Annotated in this window: 16 protein-coding genes and 3 pseudogenes; 5 read left to right on the top strand and 14 right to left on the bottom strand. The window is 73.7% G+C overall.

The window, feature by feature from the left end:
* Window positions 1-69: 69 nt before the first annotated feature.
* A complete protein-coding gene (locus GXW83_RS23640; RefSeq protein WP_182445059.1) occupies window positions 70-507 on the top strand; it encodes a cytidine deaminase in 438 nt (145 codons plus the stop codon).
* Between the two features lie 15 nt (window positions 508-522).
* On the opposite strand, the gene GXW83_RS23635 is transcribed toward GXW83_RS23640, so the two are convergent.
* Entirely contained in the window at window positions 523-1449 is a 927-nt protein-coding gene (locus GXW83_RS23635) for an NADP-dependent oxidoreductase (RefSeq protein WP_182445058.1), read from the bottom strand.
* A gap of 82 nt (window positions 1450-1531) precedes the next feature.
* On the opposite strand from GXW83_RS23635, the gene GXW83_RS23630 reads away from it, so the two are divergent.
* The gene (locus tag GXW83_RS23630; RefSeq protein ID WP_182445057.1) at window positions 1532-2101 is read left to right on the top strand and encodes a TetR/AcrR family transcriptional regulator; all 570 of its coding nucleotides are present in this window, start codon (window positions 1532-1534) and stop codon (window positions 2099-2101) included.
* On the opposite strand, the pseudogene GXW83_RS23625 reads toward GXW83_RS23630, so the two are convergent.
* From GXW83_RS23625 to GXW83_RS23615, 3 genes and pseudogenes are all read right to left on the bottom strand, one after another.
* Window positions 2094-2273 (bottom strand): annotated as a pseudogene (locus tag GXW83_RS23625) (aldo/keto reductase); the annotation flags it as partial. The gene GXW83_RS23630 and the pseudogene GXW83_RS23625 overlap by 8 nt on opposite strands.
* A 41-nt stretch (window positions 2274-2314) precedes the next feature.
* Entirely contained in the window at window positions 2315-2734 is a 420-nt protein-coding gene (locus GXW83_RS23620) for a cupin domain-containing protein (RefSeq protein ID WP_182445056.1), read from the bottom strand.
* Between the two features lie 52 nt (window positions 2735-2786).
* Window positions 2787-3032 (bottom strand): annotated as a pseudogene (locus tag GXW83_RS23615) (aldo/keto reductase); the annotation flags it as partial.
* A gap of 210 nt (window positions 3033-3242) precedes the next feature.
* Between GXW83_RS23615 and GXW83_RS34375 the strand changes: the two are divergent.
* Together GXW83_RS34375 and GXW83_RS23610 are read left to right on the top strand one after the other, a co-directional pair.
* A pseudogene (locus GXW83_RS34375) lies at window positions 3243-3402 on the top strand (transcriptional regulator); the annotation flags it as partial.
* 119 nt (window positions 3403-3521) lie between these two features.
* Window positions 3522-4556 carry a GNAT family N-acetyltransferase gene (locus tag GXW83_RS23610; RefSeq protein ID WP_182445055.1) on the top strand — a complete coding sequence of 345 codons (1035 nt, stop codon included), beginning with the start codon at window positions 3522-3524 and terminating at the stop codon, window positions 4554-4556.
* 31 nt (window positions 4557-4587) lie between these two features.
* On the opposite strand, the gene thpR is transcribed toward GXW83_RS23610, so the two are convergent.
* Window positions 4588-5175, bottom strand: coding sequence for an RNA 2',3'-cyclic phosphodiesterase (gene thpR, locus GXW83_RS23605; RefSeq protein WP_225447208.1), 588 nt, complete (start codon window positions 5173-5175; stop codon window positions 4588-4590).
* Between the two features lie 426 nt (window positions 5176-5601).
* Here thpR and GXW83_RS23600 point away from each other — a divergent pair, with 426 nt between their 5' ends.
* Window positions 5602-6435 carry a hypothetical protein gene (locus tag GXW83_RS23600; protein WP_182445054.1) on the top strand — a complete coding sequence of 278 codons (834 nt, stop codon included), beginning with the start codon at window positions 5602-5604 and terminating at the stop codon, window positions 6433-6435.
* Between the two features lie 98 nt (window positions 6436-6533).
* On the opposite strand, the gene GXW83_RS23595 is transcribed toward GXW83_RS23600, so the two are convergent.
* From GXW83_RS23595 to GXW83_RS23555, 9 genes are all read right to left on the bottom strand, one after another.
* Window positions 6534-7415, bottom strand: a complete 882-nt coding sequence (locus tag GXW83_RS23595) for an aldo/keto reductase (protein WP_225447207.1) — start codon at window positions 7413-7415, stop codon at window positions 6534-6536.
* Window positions 7412-7657 (bottom strand): response regulator transcription factor, encoded by a 246-nt coding sequence (locus tag GXW83_RS23590; protein WP_370466756.1) that lies wholly within the window; start codon window positions 7655-7657, stop codon window positions 7412-7414. The genes GXW83_RS23595 and GXW83_RS23590 overlap by 4 nt, the downstream gene beginning before the upstream one ends.
* A gap of 218 nt (window positions 7658-7875) precedes the next feature.
* Window positions 7876-8772 (bottom strand): glycosyltransferase family 2 protein, encoded by an 897-nt coding sequence (locus tag GXW83_RS23585; protein ID WP_182445052.1) that lies wholly within the window; start codon window positions 8770-8772, stop codon window positions 7876-7878.
* Between the two features lie 55 nt (window positions 8773-8827).
* Complete coding sequence (locus tag GXW83_RS23580; protein WP_225447206.1) at window positions 8828-9496, bottom strand: LmbU family transcriptional regulator; 669 nt, start codon at window positions 9494-9496, stop codon at window positions 8828-8830.
* Between the two features lie 47 nt (window positions 9497-9543).
* Complete coding sequence (locus tag GXW83_RS23575) at window positions 9544-11334, bottom strand: AMP-binding protein (protein WP_182445051.1); 1791 nt, start codon at window positions 11332-11334, stop codon at window positions 9544-9546.
* The gene (locus GXW83_RS23570) at window positions 11331-13247 is read right to left on the bottom strand and encodes an AMP-binding protein (protein ID WP_182445050.1); all 1917 of its coding nucleotides are present in this window, start codon (window positions 13245-13247) and stop codon (window positions 11331-11333) included. The genes GXW83_RS23575 and GXW83_RS23570 overlap by 4 nt, the downstream gene beginning before the upstream one ends.
* A gap of 4 nt (window positions 13248-13251) precedes the next feature.
* Entirely contained in the window at window positions 13252-13530 is a 279-nt protein-coding gene (locus GXW83_RS23565) for an acyl carrier protein (RefSeq protein ID WP_182445049.1), read from the bottom strand.
* The gene (locus tag GXW83_RS23560; protein WP_182445048.1) at window positions 13527-14876 is read right to left on the bottom strand and encodes a condensation domain-containing protein; all 1350 of its coding nucleotides are present in this window, start codon (window positions 14874-14876) and stop codon (window positions 13527-13529) included. Before GXW83_RS23560 ends, GXW83_RS23565 begins: the two co-directional genes overlap by 4 nt.
* The gene (locus GXW83_RS23555; protein ID WP_182445047.1) at window positions 14873-17161 is read right to left on the bottom strand and encodes a peptidase domain-containing ABC transporter; all 2289 of its coding nucleotides are present in this window, start codon (window positions 17159-17161) and stop codon (window positions 14873-14875) included. The genes GXW83_RS23560 and GXW83_RS23555 overlap by 4 nt, the downstream gene beginning before the upstream one ends.
* Window positions 17162-17201 lie beyond the last annotated feature (40 nt).

The following is a 17201-nucleotide window of genomic DNA, read 5'->3' as shown; positions in this document are numbered from 1 at the left end:
CCGTCGATCATGCAGTGTCAGCACCCCGGGAGGGCCAACGCCGCCTGAAACGACATGAAGGCAGAGAAGATGACCGCACAGACCGACTCCGTCGACCATGAACTGATCCGGGCTGCAGCGCATGTCGCGGCCACCCGCTGCCGGGGCGACAACCACACCATGGCCGCCGCGGCCCGCAGCCGGGACGGTCGGATCGTCACGGCGGTGAACGCCTACCACTTCACCGGCGGCCCCTGCGCGGAGCTGGTCCTCATCGGCACAGCTGCCGCGCAGGGCTGCTACGACCTGGACACCGTCGTTGCCGTGGGTGACCGCGACCGAGGTGTGGTGCCCCCGTGCGGCCGTTGCCGCCAGGTCCTTCTCGACTACTTCCCCGCCCTCAAGGTCATCGTCGGCACGAGGGACGGCCTCCGCACCGTCGCCATCGCCGATCTGCTTCCCGAGAGCTACGTCTGGGCGGAGCACCAGCTCGATGCCGCGGAGAACGCACCGCTCAGCACGAGTTGACGCCCCTGCGCGGACTCAGCTCGACAGGGCGATCACGATTTTGCCGTGGACGTGCCTCTCGGCCTGCGTCGTCACGGCTTCGCGGATCTGCTCGACCGGGAAGGTCGCCGCGATCGGCACCGTGATCTGGCCGGAACGGATCGCGTCGGCGATCCGCTCCAGCGTGCCCGGACGCGCGTCGAGCGCACCGGTCCGGCGCACGCCGGGCGGCGTGGCGGGGCCGTCGGCCACGACGGAGATCCGCTCGGGTGCCACGCCGAGCTTGAGCGCGGTCTCGGCCGCCTCCCTTCCGAACAGGTCGGTGGCGGCGGTGATCCCCTCGGGCGCCAGGGCCCGCACCCGGTCCGCCAGGCCGGGGCCGTACGCCACGGGTTCGGCGCCGAGCCCGCGCAGGAACCCGAACGTGCGCTCGGAGGCGGTGCCGAGCACCCGGGCGCCCGCGAGCTTCGCCAACTGCACGGCGAAGATGCCCACGCCGCCCGCCGCGCCACCGATCAGGACGGTGTCCCCGGCGCGGAGCCCGATCGCGGCGAGCGCGGCGGAGGCCGTCAGAGCGGACACCGGAAGCGTGGCCGCCACCTCGTCGGCAACGCCCTCCGGGGTGGGCCACAGGTGTGCCGTGGGCGTCTTGACCAGCACGAAATCGGCGACGGACCGGCCGATCGCAGCCCCGTGCACCCGGTCGCCGACCGCGAATCCCGTGGCTTCGGCGCCCACCTCGTCCACCACGCCGGCGAAGTCGCTGCCGAACCCGGCCGGCAGGGTGATGCCGAACCGCGCCGCCATGTCGGGCTGTGTGGTGATCTGCCAGTCCATCGGATTCAGCCCGGCGGCCGTGACCCGGACGCGAACCTCGTCCGGCGCGGCGTGCGGCTCGGGTATCTCCTGTACTTCGAGTACCTCGGGACCGCCGAATCGCCGGTAGCGGACAGCTTTACTCATCGGTGACTTCTCCTGGCCAGTGATGGGACTTGGTCTTATGACCGTACACCAGTGATGGGACGAAGTCCCGTACACTGCTCCCATGGCTCGCTGGCAACCCGACGCACCAGGACGACTCGAGGCCGCCGCCCTCGACCTCTTCGAGGAGCACGGCTACGAGAACACGACCGTGATCGAGATCGCGGAGCGCGCGGGTCTCACCAAGAGCACGTTCTTCCGGTACTTCCCGGACAAGCGCGAGGTGCTCTTCGGCAGGGGCGCGGTGACCGGTCTGCTCGTCGAAGCGATCGCGTCGGCGCCGCCGGCGGCCGGGCCGCTCGACGCGGTGGCGGACGCTCTCGATGCGCTCGGCCGGACGTTCTTCACCGCCGACCGCCGCGAGTTCAGCGGTCGGCGCCAGGCCGTGCTCAACGCCCACACGGAACTGCGTGAACGCGAAGCCCTGAAAAGGATCGACCTCACCGCCTCGATGATCGAGGCCCTCAACCGCCGCGGAGTCCCGAGCCTGGCCGCGCGCGTGGCGGCGAGCCTGGGCACGCTCGTCTGGGAGATCGCCTACGACCAGTGGATCGACACCGGCAACAGCGAGGGCTTCGGCCCGCTGGCACGGCAGGCGCTCGCCGACGTACGCGCGGCCGCAGCCGTGCGTTAGTGACTGCCTCGCCGACTTCGCGTTCGTTGCCGTAGGCGGCAGCGGTGTCGATCAGCCGGTAACCGGCTTTGAGTGCCGCCTCGACGGCGTCGGCGGTGACGTCCGGGGGTGTCTGGAACACCCCGAAGCCGAGGGCGGGCAGCTGCACGCCGTTGTTGAGGGCGAGGTCCATGGCGGTGTGCCTCCCGGCAGCAGTGAGGATGGTCGATTCAGTCAGTGGCTGCGGGTGCGATCGGCGTTGTACTGCTGGTCGGTGATGTGCTCCAGCCAGGTGGTCTCGGGGCGGTCGTCGCCGGGCGCGGTGCCGTCCCACAGGGCGAGGTGCTGCATGAAGCGGTCCTCGGTGGCGCCGTGCCAGTGCTCCTCGCCGGGCGGGCAGGTGACCGTCTCGCCGGGGTGGGCCTCGATGACGGTGCCGTCGCGGGTGCCGATCAGGGCGGTCCCGGCCACGATGTGCAGCGTCTGGCCGACGGCGTGGTGGTGCCAGGCGGTGCGGGCGCCGGGCGCGAAGCGGACCATGTTGGCGCGGATGCGGGACGGCTCGGCACCGGCGTGGATGACGTCGAACCAGACGTCACCGTTGAACCAGTCCTCGGGCCCCTTGCCGGTCGGCTGCGGCTTGACGAACTCCATGGGGTGCTCCTTGCTCTCGTACGGACGGGGGTGCCTGCGATGCGCAGGGAGGTCAGCGCTCCATCATGCGCAGCTGGGCCTCGTTGTGGGTGTCCCCGGCGGCCGGGGGGAGGCTGCTGAGCTGGGTGAGCTGTTCGGCGGTGAGCCGGACGGCGTCGGCGGCGGCGTTCTCCTCGATCCGGGCCACGCGCCGGGTGCCGGGGATGGGGGCGATGTCGTCGCCCTGGGCCAGCAGCCAGGCCAGGGCGACCTGGGCGGGGGTGGCGCCGATCCGGGTGGCGATGGCGGCGACCTGGTCGTCGTGCCAGGTCGGTCATTCCCCGGCGGGGAAGTCGGTGGAGGCGGCCAGCTCGCGCTGCGCCTCGAAGCCCTCGCGTCACACCGTCCAGACTGCCCCGTCGTGGCCGTGCCAGGCAGGCCGAGTTCTGCCGGGAAGCCGCCAGCGGGGGGTATGACAGGGCCCCCTGCGCGGGCGTGTCGCTGGGGCGCCGGCGGGACACTGGGAGGCATGGCACCCGAGCAGCACAGCAGCGGCGAGGAGCTGGGACGCTTCCTGCGCGCCCGCCGCACCCAGACCAGCCCCCAGTTCCGCCGGCCTGACCCCCGGCCCCGGCGTACGGCGCACCCCCGGCCTGCGGCGCGAGGAACCGGCCACGCTCGCCGGAGTCGACTGATCATGATTGTCTCGGTGCCGGCCGCCTGTGCGGAACAGTCGGCCGACCGCCCGGCTCGTCGCCGTACTCGGCAGGAGCCTCCGCCCGAAGCGACTACGGAAGGCAAGACCGCCGTGAGCCTGGAGACAGCACCGTTCGTGGCAGGACTCGCCTCGCCCGACGACCTGCGTGCCTGGTACGAGGTCGCCGTCGCGGTGATCGCGGACCTTCCGGGCGCCTCGATACCGCCGTACGAGACCTACGCGCGGCAGTTGCTGCAGACTGCGTCACACCAGGGGCCGGTGCTGCGGCGGGGGGCCTGGCTGGGCGGACGGCTGCTCGGCACCGCGACCGTCCGCCTGCCGACGGAGGACAACCGCGAGCTGGCCTTCGTCACGGTGGGCGTGCCTCGTCAGAACCGCCGGGCCGGCGTCGGCACGCGCCTGCTCCAGGCCGTGCTGCCGGAGATCCGCGAAAGTGCTCGATCGAAGCTCTTCGGCACGGTCGAGGCCGGTGCGGACGGGGAGAAGTGGGCGCATGCGCTCGGCTTCCGGACGGTCCACCAGCGCTGCACGCACCACCTGGACATCGGCGCCACGGACCCCGCGCGGTGGCAGGCGGAGCCGGCCTCCGGATTCCGGCTCCAACGGTGGACGGACGCCGCGCCGGACGACCTGGTGCACAGCTTCGCCCGGGCGCGCAACGCCATCGCCGACGCGCCGCTCAGCGAGTCGAGCTTCCGGCACCCCGTGTGGACCGTGGAGAAGGTGCGGACGTACGAGGCCGGCATGCTCGAGCGCGGGGAGACCCACCGCTATGTCGCGGCCGTCGACGAACGCAGCGGTGAGCTGGCCGGCTTCACCGAGGTCGCCGTCGTCCCCGGGCAGTGGAGCCACTGCCGCCAGGAGGACACCGCGGTGCTGTCGCAGTTCCGCGGGCTCGGGCTGGGCCTGGCCGTCAAGGCCGCCATGATGCGCTGGCTCACCGCCGACCTGCCCCGGCTGGAACAGGTACGCACGGTGACCGCGGCCGGGAACCTGCACATGATCCGCGTGAATGCCCAACTCGGCTACCAGACCGACTCCACCACGGCCTACGTGGAGTCCGACCTCGGCGCACTCGATGCGCTCCTGGCCCCGTCGCGTGGGGGACTCCGGCGGGAGCGGTAGCCACGAGGAGCGGGCGGTCGTGGCGGACCGGTCAGGTCGTGCCGCCGAAGGGCCATGCCTCGATGTCGCGGTAGCGGATGGCTCCCGGGCCGCGGCCGATGTTGCTGCCCACCAGGTGGAGGCGATCCGCCTGCCAGGGGTGGCCGACGAAGTCGGCGAGGCCCGCAGCCGCCGACGGGATGTCCGCCTGCTCGCTCCGACGTGCCCGCGCCAAGGTCAGGTGGGGGCGTAGCGGGCGCCCCTGGAACGTGACACCGCAGGCCCGCGCCAGGTTCCGGACATCGGCGGCGAGCAGGTGGAGTCCGCCGAGGTCACCCTGGATCCCACTCCACAACAGGCGTTCGTCGAAGTGGCCGCCGCCGTGCAGGCCCAGGTTCAGAGGTGGGCGGGAGGCGGCCAGCTGGGCGAGCGCCGGCCGCAGGAGCGGGACGGCCGTCACCGGCAGCTCGCCGAGAAACGCCAGGGTGATGTGCCAGTCCTCGATCCGGTTCCACCGCAGGTGGGGGTACTGCTCGTAGGCGGGCCGCAGGGCACCCGCCAACTCGTCCTTGGCGTCGTCGGGCGGCGCGAGCGCAACGAACACGCGTACGGTCGAGGGCTGCTGAGGATGATCGGTCACCAGGGCTTTCTAACACAGCGGCGCGAGTGGCCGGCGGGCCTTCGCTGACCCGCGCAACGGCATCGCCTACGGCTGCACCCGGTGCCGCACCCCCTTTCCCGCCGCTGCCGGTTCGGAGAACGACCGTCTGATCCGTGCCCTGTACGGAGCCGAAGTTCGGAGGGAACCTTCGGTCGGGTGCCGGACACAACTAGGTATGGAACTGAACGACGTTGGTCCGGCCGCGCTGGTCGAGGGGAGCCGGTGGGCGGCCACGCCGTCCGCGTGGGGGCCGAGCCCGTCGGCGCGCGCACGGTTCGGACGTCGTTCGGTTCCGACCATCCTGTCCATGTGGGGAGGCCGCACGATGAACGTCCCACCGGGCGTCCGGGCGGCTTCCCCGATCGTGTTCCGCCGAACCGTCGGCGGGACCGAGAGGAACTGCTCATGAAGATCAACCCTGAGTCCACGCCCGCTTCGTCGCGCCGCAGCTGGCGGCTGCCGCTGGGCGTCGCCGCCGGTGCCGCCGTGGCGAGCGTGGCGGCGGTGACCGCCTTCGGCGGCCAGGCGAACGCCGCGCCGGTGTTGGCCACCACCGCCCTCAGCGCCGCAGCCCACAGCAGCAGCGCCTCCGCGGCGTCCGCTCACAGTGTGGTGGTGCGAGGCGCCGGGACGGGCGCGGGCGGCTCGGCGTCCTCGGGCCCGGTGACCTCCCCGCCCGTCTCGTGGACGTTCGTCAGCGGCAAGACGACCCCGATCCCCGCGGGAGCTGTCTCCAAGATCCTGGCCTCCTGCCTGGGCTCGGACGCCTCGCAGTACCGCGCGGTGATCGCCGTCCGCACCCCCGTCGCCTCGAAGGACTGGGACGGCACCGTCGTCGCCGTCAACTCCGCTGCCCAGTACGTGCAGTGCGAGACCAAGGGCGACCAGGGCACCAGCCCGGACTCCCCGCCGACCTTCATCAACAACCGCCTGTGGAACGCGGGTCACACCATCGAGTTCTTCGACTCCTTCGGTGAGTCGGCCGGCCACGGGCAGTACCTCTCGCTGGGCGCCGGGCACTACACCTCCGCCGTGGCCAAGGTCACCGTCAGCTACGGCTCCAACCCCACCGAGTACCCGGCGACCATGGCCGGCGGCGCGTTCTTCTACGCCTCCGACATGACCGCCGGCGCGTCGGGCTCCTCCGGCCCGGGCTCGGTCGTCGAGGGCCCGACCCCGTACATCCACGCCTACAACGCAGCCGGTCAGGAGATCTACAACCAGGTGAAGGACTCCTGAGTCCTCCTTCCCGGCAACCCGCCCGCTGCTGTCCCGGCACGACGCCGGGGCGGCAGCGGGCGGGCCCTGCCTGCCGTGGGCTCACTCCGTGCGGGGGCCTACGGCAGCGGGAGGCGCTTCTTGGCCGCTTCGTAAAGGTCGTCGGGCAGCGGCCCCTTCTGCGCGACGGCGATGTTGCCCGCCAGGTGGGCCGGGTCGGAGGTGCCGACGATCGTGGTCGTCAGGCCGGGGTGGCTGAGCGTGAAGCGCAGGACGAACTCCATGTTGCTCATGCCGGCCTCGCTCAGCAGCTCGGCGATGCCGGAGGTCTCCCAGTTCCGCCGGCCGGTCCCGGGGGCCTGGCTCAGCGGCCCGCTCCGCCAGTTCTTGTCCTCCGACGCTGCGCCGCGCGCCGCGCCGCCCCGGATCAGCGTGCCCGCGCCCGCCTCGGCAGCCCGGGTGATGAGTGCCTCGTGATCGCGCTGCACCGCCGAGTACGGGATCTGGAAGACGTCGAAGACGCCCATCGCCAGGTGATCGGGCAGGTTCGGCAGGATGCCGGACATGCCGATGAAGCGGATCTTGCCCTCGGCCTGGAGGTCCTTGAGCGTCTCGACCGTGCGGTCCTCCCGGAGCGTCGCCGCGCTCGGCGACATGTGCACCTGGACCAGGTCGAGGCGGTCGGTGCGCAGCCGCCGCAGCGACCGCTCGACGTTGGCGCGGACGTTCCCGGGACTGAAGTCGTGCGGGTAGGGCGGCGGCGTGTCAGCCGGCGTCTCCAGCGGGCAGCCGCACTTGGAGGAGAGGAAGAACTCGTCCCTGCGGTGCCCGAGGTGCGTGCCGATCAGTTCCTCGCTGCGGCCGTAGTCGGGCGAGGTGTCGATCAGGTTGATGCCGCCGTCGAGGACCGCGTTCAGCAGACGGCCCGCGTCGTCGTCCGCAATCTCGGGGCCACGAGGCACGCCCCTCAGCTCCATGGCGCCGTAGCTGAGGATGGTCACATCCTCGCCGGTACTCCCGAGGGCTCGCTGCGGGAGCTGTCGCGCAGTTCGAGGGCGAGCACCACCATCTCGGTGCGGTTCATGGCGCCGGTCTTGAGCCGGATGCGCCGGATGTAGGTGTCGACGGTGTGCTTGCTGAGCCCCAGGCGCCGGGCGATGGCGTTGTAGGTCGCCCCTCCCGGCAGCTCGGAGAGGATCTCGTGCTCGCGGGGGGTCAGGGTGTCGGCGGATGCGGTGCTCACTACCATGCCTGACCGCCCGGGGCACGGCCGGTCGTTGGCTTCAAACGGTTCACGAAGGGTTCCCTCACGCTTGTCCGGACGGGGCCAGGAGCCCTGCTGTCGTTACCCCCAAGCGTGCCCACCCCGGGCACCCGGGTCCAAACCGCACGCCCCTCAACAAGCTGACTGGCAGCAAGGCGGTAGGAGACATAACGGACGGATGCGGAACGTCCGGACGGTTACCCGGTTACCCGGCGGACCGCCGGGGACGGTTCCCGCAGGAAGGCCGCGATCTGTCCGGCGTGCGCCTCCAGCTTGCGCCGGTCGTCGTCCGGCAGCAGCGCCAGCAGGTGGGTGTGCGGATGCGCGGCGGCTGCGGGGTCCTCGTGCAGGGCGGCGAACAGCGAGCGGTACAGACCGGCCAGGGTGTCGTCGATGGCGTTGCGCGCCGGGCTCCCGTTGGCCGTCTCCGGCCGGGTGGTCAACGAAAACGGACGCCGCAGCCGGTTGTACAGCGACTCCTCGACGTAGGTGATCTCGCCGAGCGCGTGCGAGGCCGCCATGATCAGCCCGTCGTAGGAGTAGCGGAACCCGCCGTAGTACCCGCCCAGTCGGCGCAGGTAGTCGGTGCGGAACAGGCCGTGGTGGTTGCAGGGCATGTAGTACTCCTCGGTGGCCGCCCGGTGCAGGCGGGTCGCGGAGTTCTCGATGTGCGTGCCGCGCGGCGATCCGTCGCGGTAGTGGCGGCCGTCGGCGTAGTGCACCTTCTGGGCGGACGCGGCCATGCCCCTGCCGCTGCGCCGCAGCGCGTCCAGCAGCACGCGGACCCGGCCGGGCTCGCTCCAGTCGTCGGCGTCCTGGATCAGCAGGTAGTCGGCGCGCGCGGCGAGGAGGACCGCGGAGATGGCGAAGTAGGCGCCGCTGTTCCGGGTGAACTCCACGCGCCACAGCCGGGGGTCGTCGATGTCCGCGAGCAGCGGCCAGGGCGCCTGCGGGTCGGCGTCGTTGACGACCACCACCCGTACGTTCGGATAGCTCTGCCCGAGCACGCTGTCGACCGCCCGGCGCAGGTAGTCCGGACACCCGTAGTACGCGACGGGCACCAGGACGGTCGGCCCGTCCTCTTCGTTCGGCACTGAATCTCCTTCCACGCAACGGTGTTGAACACGGAACCGGGGGCGGCCGGCGGCCTCACGGGCTGCCGTGGGCGGCCCGGTCGGCGAGGGCCGTGAGCCACGCGGCCACGTCCTGGCCCTCCCGTTCGGCGGCGCGGCTCCAGACGGTCCAGCGCTGCTCGGGGATCTCCAGGCTGAGCCGGGCGCCGCCCCCGGAGGGCGCGCCGCCGCCTGCCTGGTCGGCGCGCAACCGTCGACGCAGCTCGGCCTTGGACCAGCCGTGCTCGATCGACCGGTCGAGCCAGTGGTCCTGCTGCTCCGCCGACAGTGCGGCGACCTCCTGGTGGTGCTGGAAGCTGAGCTCCTCGCGCCGCCGGTGCGGCGCGAACTTCCGGGCCACCCAGGCGTAGTTGCGCAGCGTCTGGTAGTCGAGCGCGGTGCTGCGGATCGCCTCCCGGTAGCGCTGGGGATAGCTCGCGCTGCCGAAGACGAGCCAGTCGCCGGCCCACCAGGCGGACGAGTCCAGGACCGCCAGCAGCTGCTCCCCGATCCGCACCCAGGTGGTCAGCGGCAGACCGCTGGGCAGGTGCAGGGCGGTGGGCTGCGGGCGGGCACAGCGGTCCAGCGGCAGCCGTCCGGCCTCGCGGGCGGCCGGAGGGGCTGCAGCGCGGACGGTCGCGGGGACGGCGGAGGCGCCGTTCGGCCGCTGCCGGGTCGCGGCGCCCCGCGCGGCCGGAGGCGGCACGGCGGTTCCCCGGTTCGGGCCGGAACGGTCCGGCGTGGCTCGGATGCTCACTGCGCACCGGGCGTTCGGCTCTCGAAGCGGGCCCTGGCCCCGGCGACCACGGGTTTGCCGCTGGTGGTCACCGGCAGGTCCCCGCGCGGCACCAACTCGACGTGGTGGACGTAGAGTTCGAGCTGATCGACCAGCTGCCGCCGCACGTCGGCGGTCAGTTCGGCGGGCGGTCGGGGCGTGGCGGTGTCGACCTCGGCCACCACGCACACCCGAGCCGGTTCGGACGCGGGGGATCCGGCACCGCCGGTGGTGAACGCCACGCAGCGGCCGGGCCGGAGCCCGGGGATCCCGGCGCAGACGGCACGGACGTCTGATGCGTGGACGTTCCGCCCGTTCTGGATCACGGTGTCGTCGCCGCGCCCGAGGACGAACAGTCGGCCCTGGTGGACGAAGCCGAGGTCTCCGGTGGCATGCCAGCCGTCGACCGGGCCGCCGTCGACCGGGGCGCCGCCGACCGGGCTGCCGTCGACCGGGCCGCCGTCGACCGGGCCGCCGTTGGGGCCGGAGCTGCCGTCGGGCCCGGAGCTGTGCCAGTAGCCGGAGAACAGCTGCGGGCCGGAGATCCAGACGGGGCCGACCGCGTCCTGCGGCCTCTCGGTCCGGCCGCCGGGGCCACCGATCGCCACCTCGGTGCCGGGCAGCGGCCGACCGGAGGAGAGCAGCACCGAGGTGCGCCGGCCCGGTTCGGCCGGGTCCGTCACCGGCACCACCCGGTCGGCCTGGAGCGCGTCGTGGTCCACGACCAGCCGCAGCGGCGGATCCTCCGGGGTGCTGGTGGTCACGGTGAGGGTCGCCTCCGCCATGCCGTAGGAGGGGCAGAAGCCGCCGGAGCGGAAGCCGACCGGGCGGAAGTGCTCGGTGAACCGGTCGGCGGTGTCGGCCCGGACCACCTCGCCCGCGTTGCGCGCCACCCGCCAGGACGACAGGTCGAGCCGGGGCAGCTGTGCGGCGGGGACTCTGCGCACGCAGAGGCGGTAGGCGAAGTCGGGCGCGCTGGACAGCGTCCCGCGCACCGCCGTCAGCGCCTGCAACCAGGACAGCGGCGCGCGGGCGAAGTCCTGCGGGCTCAGCAGCACGGACGCGTACCCGCTGAACAGCGGGCGCAGCACGCCGGTGACCAGGCCCATGTCGTGGTGGAGCGGCACCCAGGTAACGGCGGTGTCCTGGGCGCTCTCGCGGTAGGCGCGGGCGGCCTGGGCGCAGCTGGCCCGGATCGCCCGGTGGGTGATGACGGCGCCCTTGGGCGTGCCCGTGGAGCCGGAGGTGTACTGGAGCAGGGCGATCTCGCCGCCCGTCGGCCGGCGCCTGCGGCGGAGCGGGCCGTCGGCGGAGGTGACCAGGTCGTCCCAGGCGACGACGTGCCGGACCCCGGCGATCGGGCCGCTGGCCCACGCGTTGCCGTCCTGGCCTCCGCAGCCGATGACGAGCGCCGGGCGGCAGTCCGCGACGATCCCGCGCAGCCGCGCCAGCACGGCCGGTGTCGGGCTGGCCGTCAGCGGCGGGGCCGGGACCGCGATCAGGCCCGCAGCCAGGCAGGCCAGCAGGGCGGCGGTGAAACAGGCGTCGTTGGGCAGCGCGAGGACGACGCGGTCGCCGGGGTCCGGGGCGTAGCGGGGGAGGGCCGACGCGGCCCGGTCGACCAGGGCGGACAGGTCGGCGAAGTCGAGGGCCGCGCGCACCGCGCCGTGCCGCCAGACGGCCACCGCGGAGGCGTCCGGCCGCGACCGCAGGTGGTGGTGCAGCCAGTCGTGCGCCGTGCCCTCCAGCGCCCGCCGGTCGCTGGTCACCCGGACCGCCGATCGGCCGCCGCGCCGTGCGTGAGGTCCACCGGGGCGCCAGTGCGGCCAGCCGGGTCGCCCGTGGGGCCAGCCGGGGCCCCCGTGGGGTCCGCCAGGCCGTCCGTGAGGTCCGTCGGGGCGTCCGTGGGGTCCGCCGCGCGGCCCGTGGGGCCAGCCGGGGCGCCGGTGGGGTCCGCCAGGCCGTCCGTGAGGTCCGTCGGGGCGTCCGTGGGGTCCGCCGCGCGGCCCGTGGGGCCAGCCGGGGCGCCGGTGGGGTCCGCCAGGCCGTCCGTGAGGTCCGTCGGGGCGTCCGTGGGGTCCGCCGCGCGGCCCGTGAGGCCCGCCGGGGCGTCCGTGAGGCTCACTGCGCTGTCCGTGGGGTCCGCCGGGGCGTCCGTGAGGCTCGCCGCGCCGTGCGTGGTGGCCGCCGCGCCGTCCGTGGGGTCCGCCGCGCTGTGTGTGGGGCCAGCCGGGCTGTCCGTGGGTCCGGCCGGAGCGCTGCCCGGAGCCTTCTGGGCTGGACTGTGCGTGGTCAGGGCCGAGCGGCGGATCTTGCCGCTTGCGGTGCGGGGCAGGGTGCCGGTTGTGTGCAGCACGATCCGGGCGTGCGGCAGCCCGTGCGCCTCGGCCGCCGCGCCGATCGCCGTCGCCAGGGGCTGTGCCCGCTCCACGGCCCGGGTTTCGACGTGGCAGACGGGTTCCGTCTCGCCGACCACCGCCGCGTCGGTGACGTCCGGCACCTGCCGGATCACGTGCTCCAGCAGTGCGTTCCGGTGGGCGCCCGGTGTCGCCGCCCGGCCGACCACGAAGAGGTAGCCCTCCTCGTCCAGGTAGCCGACGTCCCCGGTGCGCAGAATTTCGTCGCCGTCGCCCCCGCTGTCGGCCGCGCGCAGCCGCGCGGTGATCTCGCCCAGCTCGCCCGGGCCGGTCGGCGCCCCGTCCCGTTCGACGGTCAGGACGATGCCGGGCAGCGCGCGTCCGACCGAGCCGGGACGGCGGAGCCAGTGGGGCGTGTCGATCTCGGTCAGGATGCTCCGGGAGGTGCCGTAGTACTCGTGCAGGACGGGCCCCAGCAGGTCGATCGCCGCGCGCTTCGCGTGGGCCGGGCACGCGTCGCCGCCGTGGAAGACCGCGCGCAGCGGCTGCGCGGGGGCCCGGCCCGCCGCCACCACGTCGACCAGCAGGTCGGGGCTGAGCATGGTGCTGGCCACGCCGTGCCGGTCGGCCAGCTCCACGAAGGACGCCGCGGACCACTGCTGCTGCACGACCACGGCACTTCCGGCCTGGAGCGCGTACAGGGCGGGGCCGAGCGTGCCCAGGTGGTAGCTGGGATTGGCCATCAGGTGCGGGCCGACGTCCGCCCCTGCGGCGTAGCGCTGCTCCACCGCGACGCCCCGGTAGGGCCGGGGCGGCCGTACCCGGGGAACGGCCTGGGGCTCGCCGGTCGTTCCGGAGGTGGCGAAGGCCAGGTAGCCGGCCGCGACCCGGGCACCGGGGCCGCTGCCGGGCCTGTCGGGGCCGGGCCTGCCGGTGTCGGCGATCGACTCGTCGTCGGCCGTCGGGCAGGGCAGTGCGGGGGCGTCCGAACCCGCCTGCGGTGCGGTGCCCACGTGCAGCGCCACCCGCATGTCGGTCAGCAGCCGTGGGCCTGCGGGGGACCGCAGCAGGCCGGACTCGACGGGAAAGAGCCCGTACCCGTGGGCGAGCGCCGCCAGGGCGAGGGCGAAGAAGCGGGGGCCGGTGGCGATGTCGGTGGACAGCACGCTGCCGTCCGGCAGGCCGCGCAGGCGCAGCCCCCGGCCCAACGCGTCGGCGCGCGCGGTGAGTTCGCCGAAGGTGCAGCTGTCGTCGCCCGCTGCGACGGCGAGCCGGGCGGGGTCGGCCGCAGCCGACCGCCAGGGACTCCAGAGGTAGGGCCGCACGGGGTCAGCCCCTCTCGACGTCGGCCGGTGCGGTGGCCGTGGCGGTGGCCAATGCGGTGGCCAGCACGTCCGCCATCGCGGCGAAGCTGTCCGCATGCAGCACCAGGGGCAGCTCGACCTCGACGCCGAGGCTGTCCTCCAGCAGATCGGCGAGCCACACGGCGGCGACCGAGTCGCCGCCGACCGAGAAGAAGCTGTCGTCGGGCCGCACCTGGTCGCCGAACACCTCGGTGACGGCGGCCATCACGTGCGGCAGCGGTGATTCAGCAGGCGGTCGGCTCATGGCAGGGCCTTTCCGGAGGAGGCGGGTGGGTGGCGGACGGCGGCTGCGTCCCCGACGATCCGGTCCACGATCGCCCGGGCCAGCGGTTCGCCGATGCGCCGCCCGTCGAACACCAGCTCGACGAGGACGGCGTCGCGGTACTCGTCGCACCGCAGGTGGAGCGCGGCGGACTCGACGAAGGTGATGCGCCGCAGCGGGTAGGCGTCGGCGGTGATCCGCAGCCCGTCGCCGGGCGCGTGGACCGGCCGGTACGCCCCGGCGAAGCTGCGCAGGTTGACGTAGACGTCGCGGATCAGCGGTCCGTCGGCCGAGCCCGGCGGGTTCTCCAGCAGCTCGGCCAACTCCCGTGCGGGCAGGTGCTGGTGGCGCAGGGCGTCGACCATCGCGTGCCCGACCTCGGCCACCACCTCGGGCAGCGCGGCGCCGGGGGCGCCGACCGCCAGCGGCGCCGCCCCGGCGAACATGCCCACGACCTCGCGCTCGTCGGAGCGGCGGGAGTCGACCGAGGTCCACAGGCTCACCCTCCGCTGCCCCGCGTGCTCGGCCAGCGCCCGCACGAACGAGCCGACGATCCAGTGCAGGACGGTGCACCGGGCCTGTCGGCAGTGCTCGCGCAGGGCCCCGACCACGGACGCCGGGATGTCCGCGTGGATGCTCCCGTCCGCCGTCGGGCGAACGCCGTCCAGCTCGCGCCAGCGGTGGCGTCCGGCGAACTCCAGCCGCCGGTGCCAGCTGTCGCGGGTCCGCTCCAGGCGCCGCGGCGAGCGGCCCTCGCGCTGCCTGCGCGCCGCCCGGGCGAACGAGGGCGCGTCCGCCGCCGGGGCGCTGCCGGTGTCGCGCAGCGCGGCGTAGTCCCGCCACACCTCCCGGCCGAACAGCTCGTGGGCGCGGCCGTCGAAGAAGAGGTTGTCGAAGGTCGCCAGGAAGGCGTGGTGCCCGGCGTCGTGGCGCAGCAGCCGCAGGGTGAAGGGCCGTCCGGCGCCGGTGAGCGGGGTGATCACGTCCCGGGAGAGGACCGCCGAGGCGTAGTGCGAGAACTGCCGCTCGGAGGCGGCCGTGACGCACTCCCCGTGGACCGGCCGGTCGTCTGGCCGGACGGGCAGCACCCGCTGGGCGGCGGCCGGTCCCGCGTCGGCGCCGGGCAGCAGCGCCATCCTCAGCGCGTCGTGCCGGACCGTGAAGAGGCGTACGGCCTCCTCGAACAGTTCGGGATCGAGCGGGCCGAGGATGCGTTGGGAGAACCGGACATTGCGCCGCGTGCGGCTGCTGCGCCGGACGTTGGCGAGGTACCACTCCTGCTCGTGGGTCAGCGGCGCGGTGTCCCCGGTGGGGCCCGGTTCGGTCACAGGAGGCACAGGTACTCACCGCCGTCCGCCTTCAGCGCGTCGGGTGTGCCGGACTGGACGATCCTCCCGTCCTGGACCACCAGGACCTGGTCGGCCGCGTCCAGGACGGTGAGGCGGTGCGCCACGGCGACGACGGTGGTGCCGGCGGTCAGCAGGCCCTGGAAGATCTCCCGCTCCAGCGCGGGGTCGAGCGCGCTGGTCGCCTCGTCCAGGATGAGCAGCCGGGGTCTGCGGGCCAGCGCCCGGGCGAGCACGATCCGCTGGCGCTGGCCCCCGGACAGGCCGTGCCCGCCGGGGCCCACCAGGGTGTCGTAGCCCATCGGCAGGGCGGCGATCTCCTCGTGGACGCGGGCCAGCCGGACCGCCTCGATCAGGTCCGCCTGGGCGATCTCCCCGGCGCCGAAGGCGATGTTGTCGCGGATCGTCCCGCTGAACAGGTGGGCGTTCTGGTTGACGTAGGCGATCTGGCGCCGGTACGAGGGCCCGTCCAGTTCGGTGAGGTCGCACCCGCCGACCGTGACCGTGCCGGAGGTCGGCAGGTGCAGCCCGGCGAGGAGCATGCCCAGCGTCGACTTCCCCGATCCCGAGCGGCCCAGTACCGCGGTGAACTGCCCCGGCTCGATCCGCAGGTCGACGTCGGCCAGCGTCGGCCGGGGCGCGCCCCGGTAGCGGAACACCAGGTCGCGGACGGTTATGCCGAGCGGGCCGCCGTCCGCACCGCCCGGCAGCAGCCGCCCGGCCGGCTCCGGCGCGGTGGACAGGATGTCGTCGAGCCGCACCAGCGCCGGGCGGACGGTGGCCAGTTGGGAGGCAGTGTCGAAGACGCTCTCCAGCGGGGCGAAGAGGGAGGCGGTCAGCGCCATGAAGGCCAGCGTCGCGCCGGGGGAGTCGTGGCCGCTGAGTACCCGCCAGACGCCGACCACCAGCACCACCATCGGGGCGCAGAACTGGATGGCCCGGCCGGCGGCGGTGGTGGCGGCCAGGCTGCGCCGGGCGTGCGAGCGCTTGTTGACCTCGGTGACCAGGGCGTGCGACCAGCGCTCGGCCGCCACCGCCTCGGTGCCCGCGGACTTCAGGCTGGTGATGCTCTCCAGCAGCTCGACGAGTTCGCCCTGCGCCTGGGTCTGCCGCTCCAGCACCTCCTGACTCAGCTGGGACTGCCGCCGCCAGGCCACCGCCATGACTGCCGCCTGGAGTGCGACCAGGCCGATGACGACGGCGGCGAGCACGGGGTTGGCGATGACGACGGCGACCAGGTAGACGACGATGAGCAGGCCGTCGAAGGCGGCCGAGACGGCGGTCATGCTGAGGATCTGGTTGAGGGTGCTGCTGGTCCTGACCCGCAGGGCCAGGTCGCCGGAGTTGTGGACGGTGAAGAAGTCGTAGGGCAGCGAGACCAGGTGCTCCACCACCCCCCAGGTCAGCCCGCGCTCCACAGCTGCCTGACGCTTCGTCAGCATGAAGGAGCGCACGGTCTGCAGGGCGAAGAAGAGCACGGCCAGCAGGCCGAGTCCGCCGGTGAGGAGCCACAGCGCCCCGGTGAGCCGGTCCGGGATGACGCGTCCGAGCACCAGGCTGACGGCGACCGGCAGCACGAACTCCAGCGCCATCAGGGCGCCCGAGGCGGCCAGGATGCCGCGCAGCTCCCGGCCGCGCGGCATGACGTGCCGCAGCAGCCGCCAGGGTCCGGCCTGCGCCGGTGCGTCGGACGACCGCGCCGGTGCGGATGCCAGGGGCGCCGTGAACTCCAGCGCCACGCCGGTGAACGATTCCGTGACGGCCTCGGGGCTCAGGCGCCTGCGGCCCGACGAGGGGTCGACGATGTCGGTGTAGTCCTCGGTCGAGCGCTCCAGCACCACGAAGTGGCTGAAGTTCCAGAACAGGATACTGCCGGGGGGCAGCAGGCGCAGGCCCGCGAGGTCCGTGCGCACGCCGCGCCCGGGCAGGCCGCTCTGCCGGGCGGTGTCCAGCAGGGTGCGGGCCGAGGCGCCGTTGCGGCCGGAGTCGGTCCGGGCGCGGATCCCGGCGAGGTCCGCCTCGATTCCGTGGTGGCGCAGCGTCATGACGAGGCAGGCGGGTCCGCAGTCGCTGACCTGGGTCTGCAGGCAGACCGGCACCCGGCTGCGCCCGCGCCGTTCGCGCAGGGCGGCGAGGACCGAGCGGGCACGGTCCCGCAGACGCTTGGGCCGGTGCGTCTCGCGCGTGCGGCCGAGTACCGGTCCCAGGCCGTCCCGCGTGTAGCGGTGAGCCAGGGCTTCGGCTCGGAAGCGTGGTCTGCTCGTCATCTCCTGCGTCCTTCTCGGCGACGCCGGGCGGACCGCGTTG

Origin of the sequence: Streptacidiphilus sp. PB12-B1b (genome assembly GCF_014084125.1) — a bacterium.
GTDB lineage: Bacteria > Actinomycetota > Actinomycetes > Streptomycetales > Streptomycetaceae > Streptacidiphilus.
Note: the sequence above shows the minus strand (reverse complement) of the source record. Positions and strands in the feature narration are given on the sequence as shown.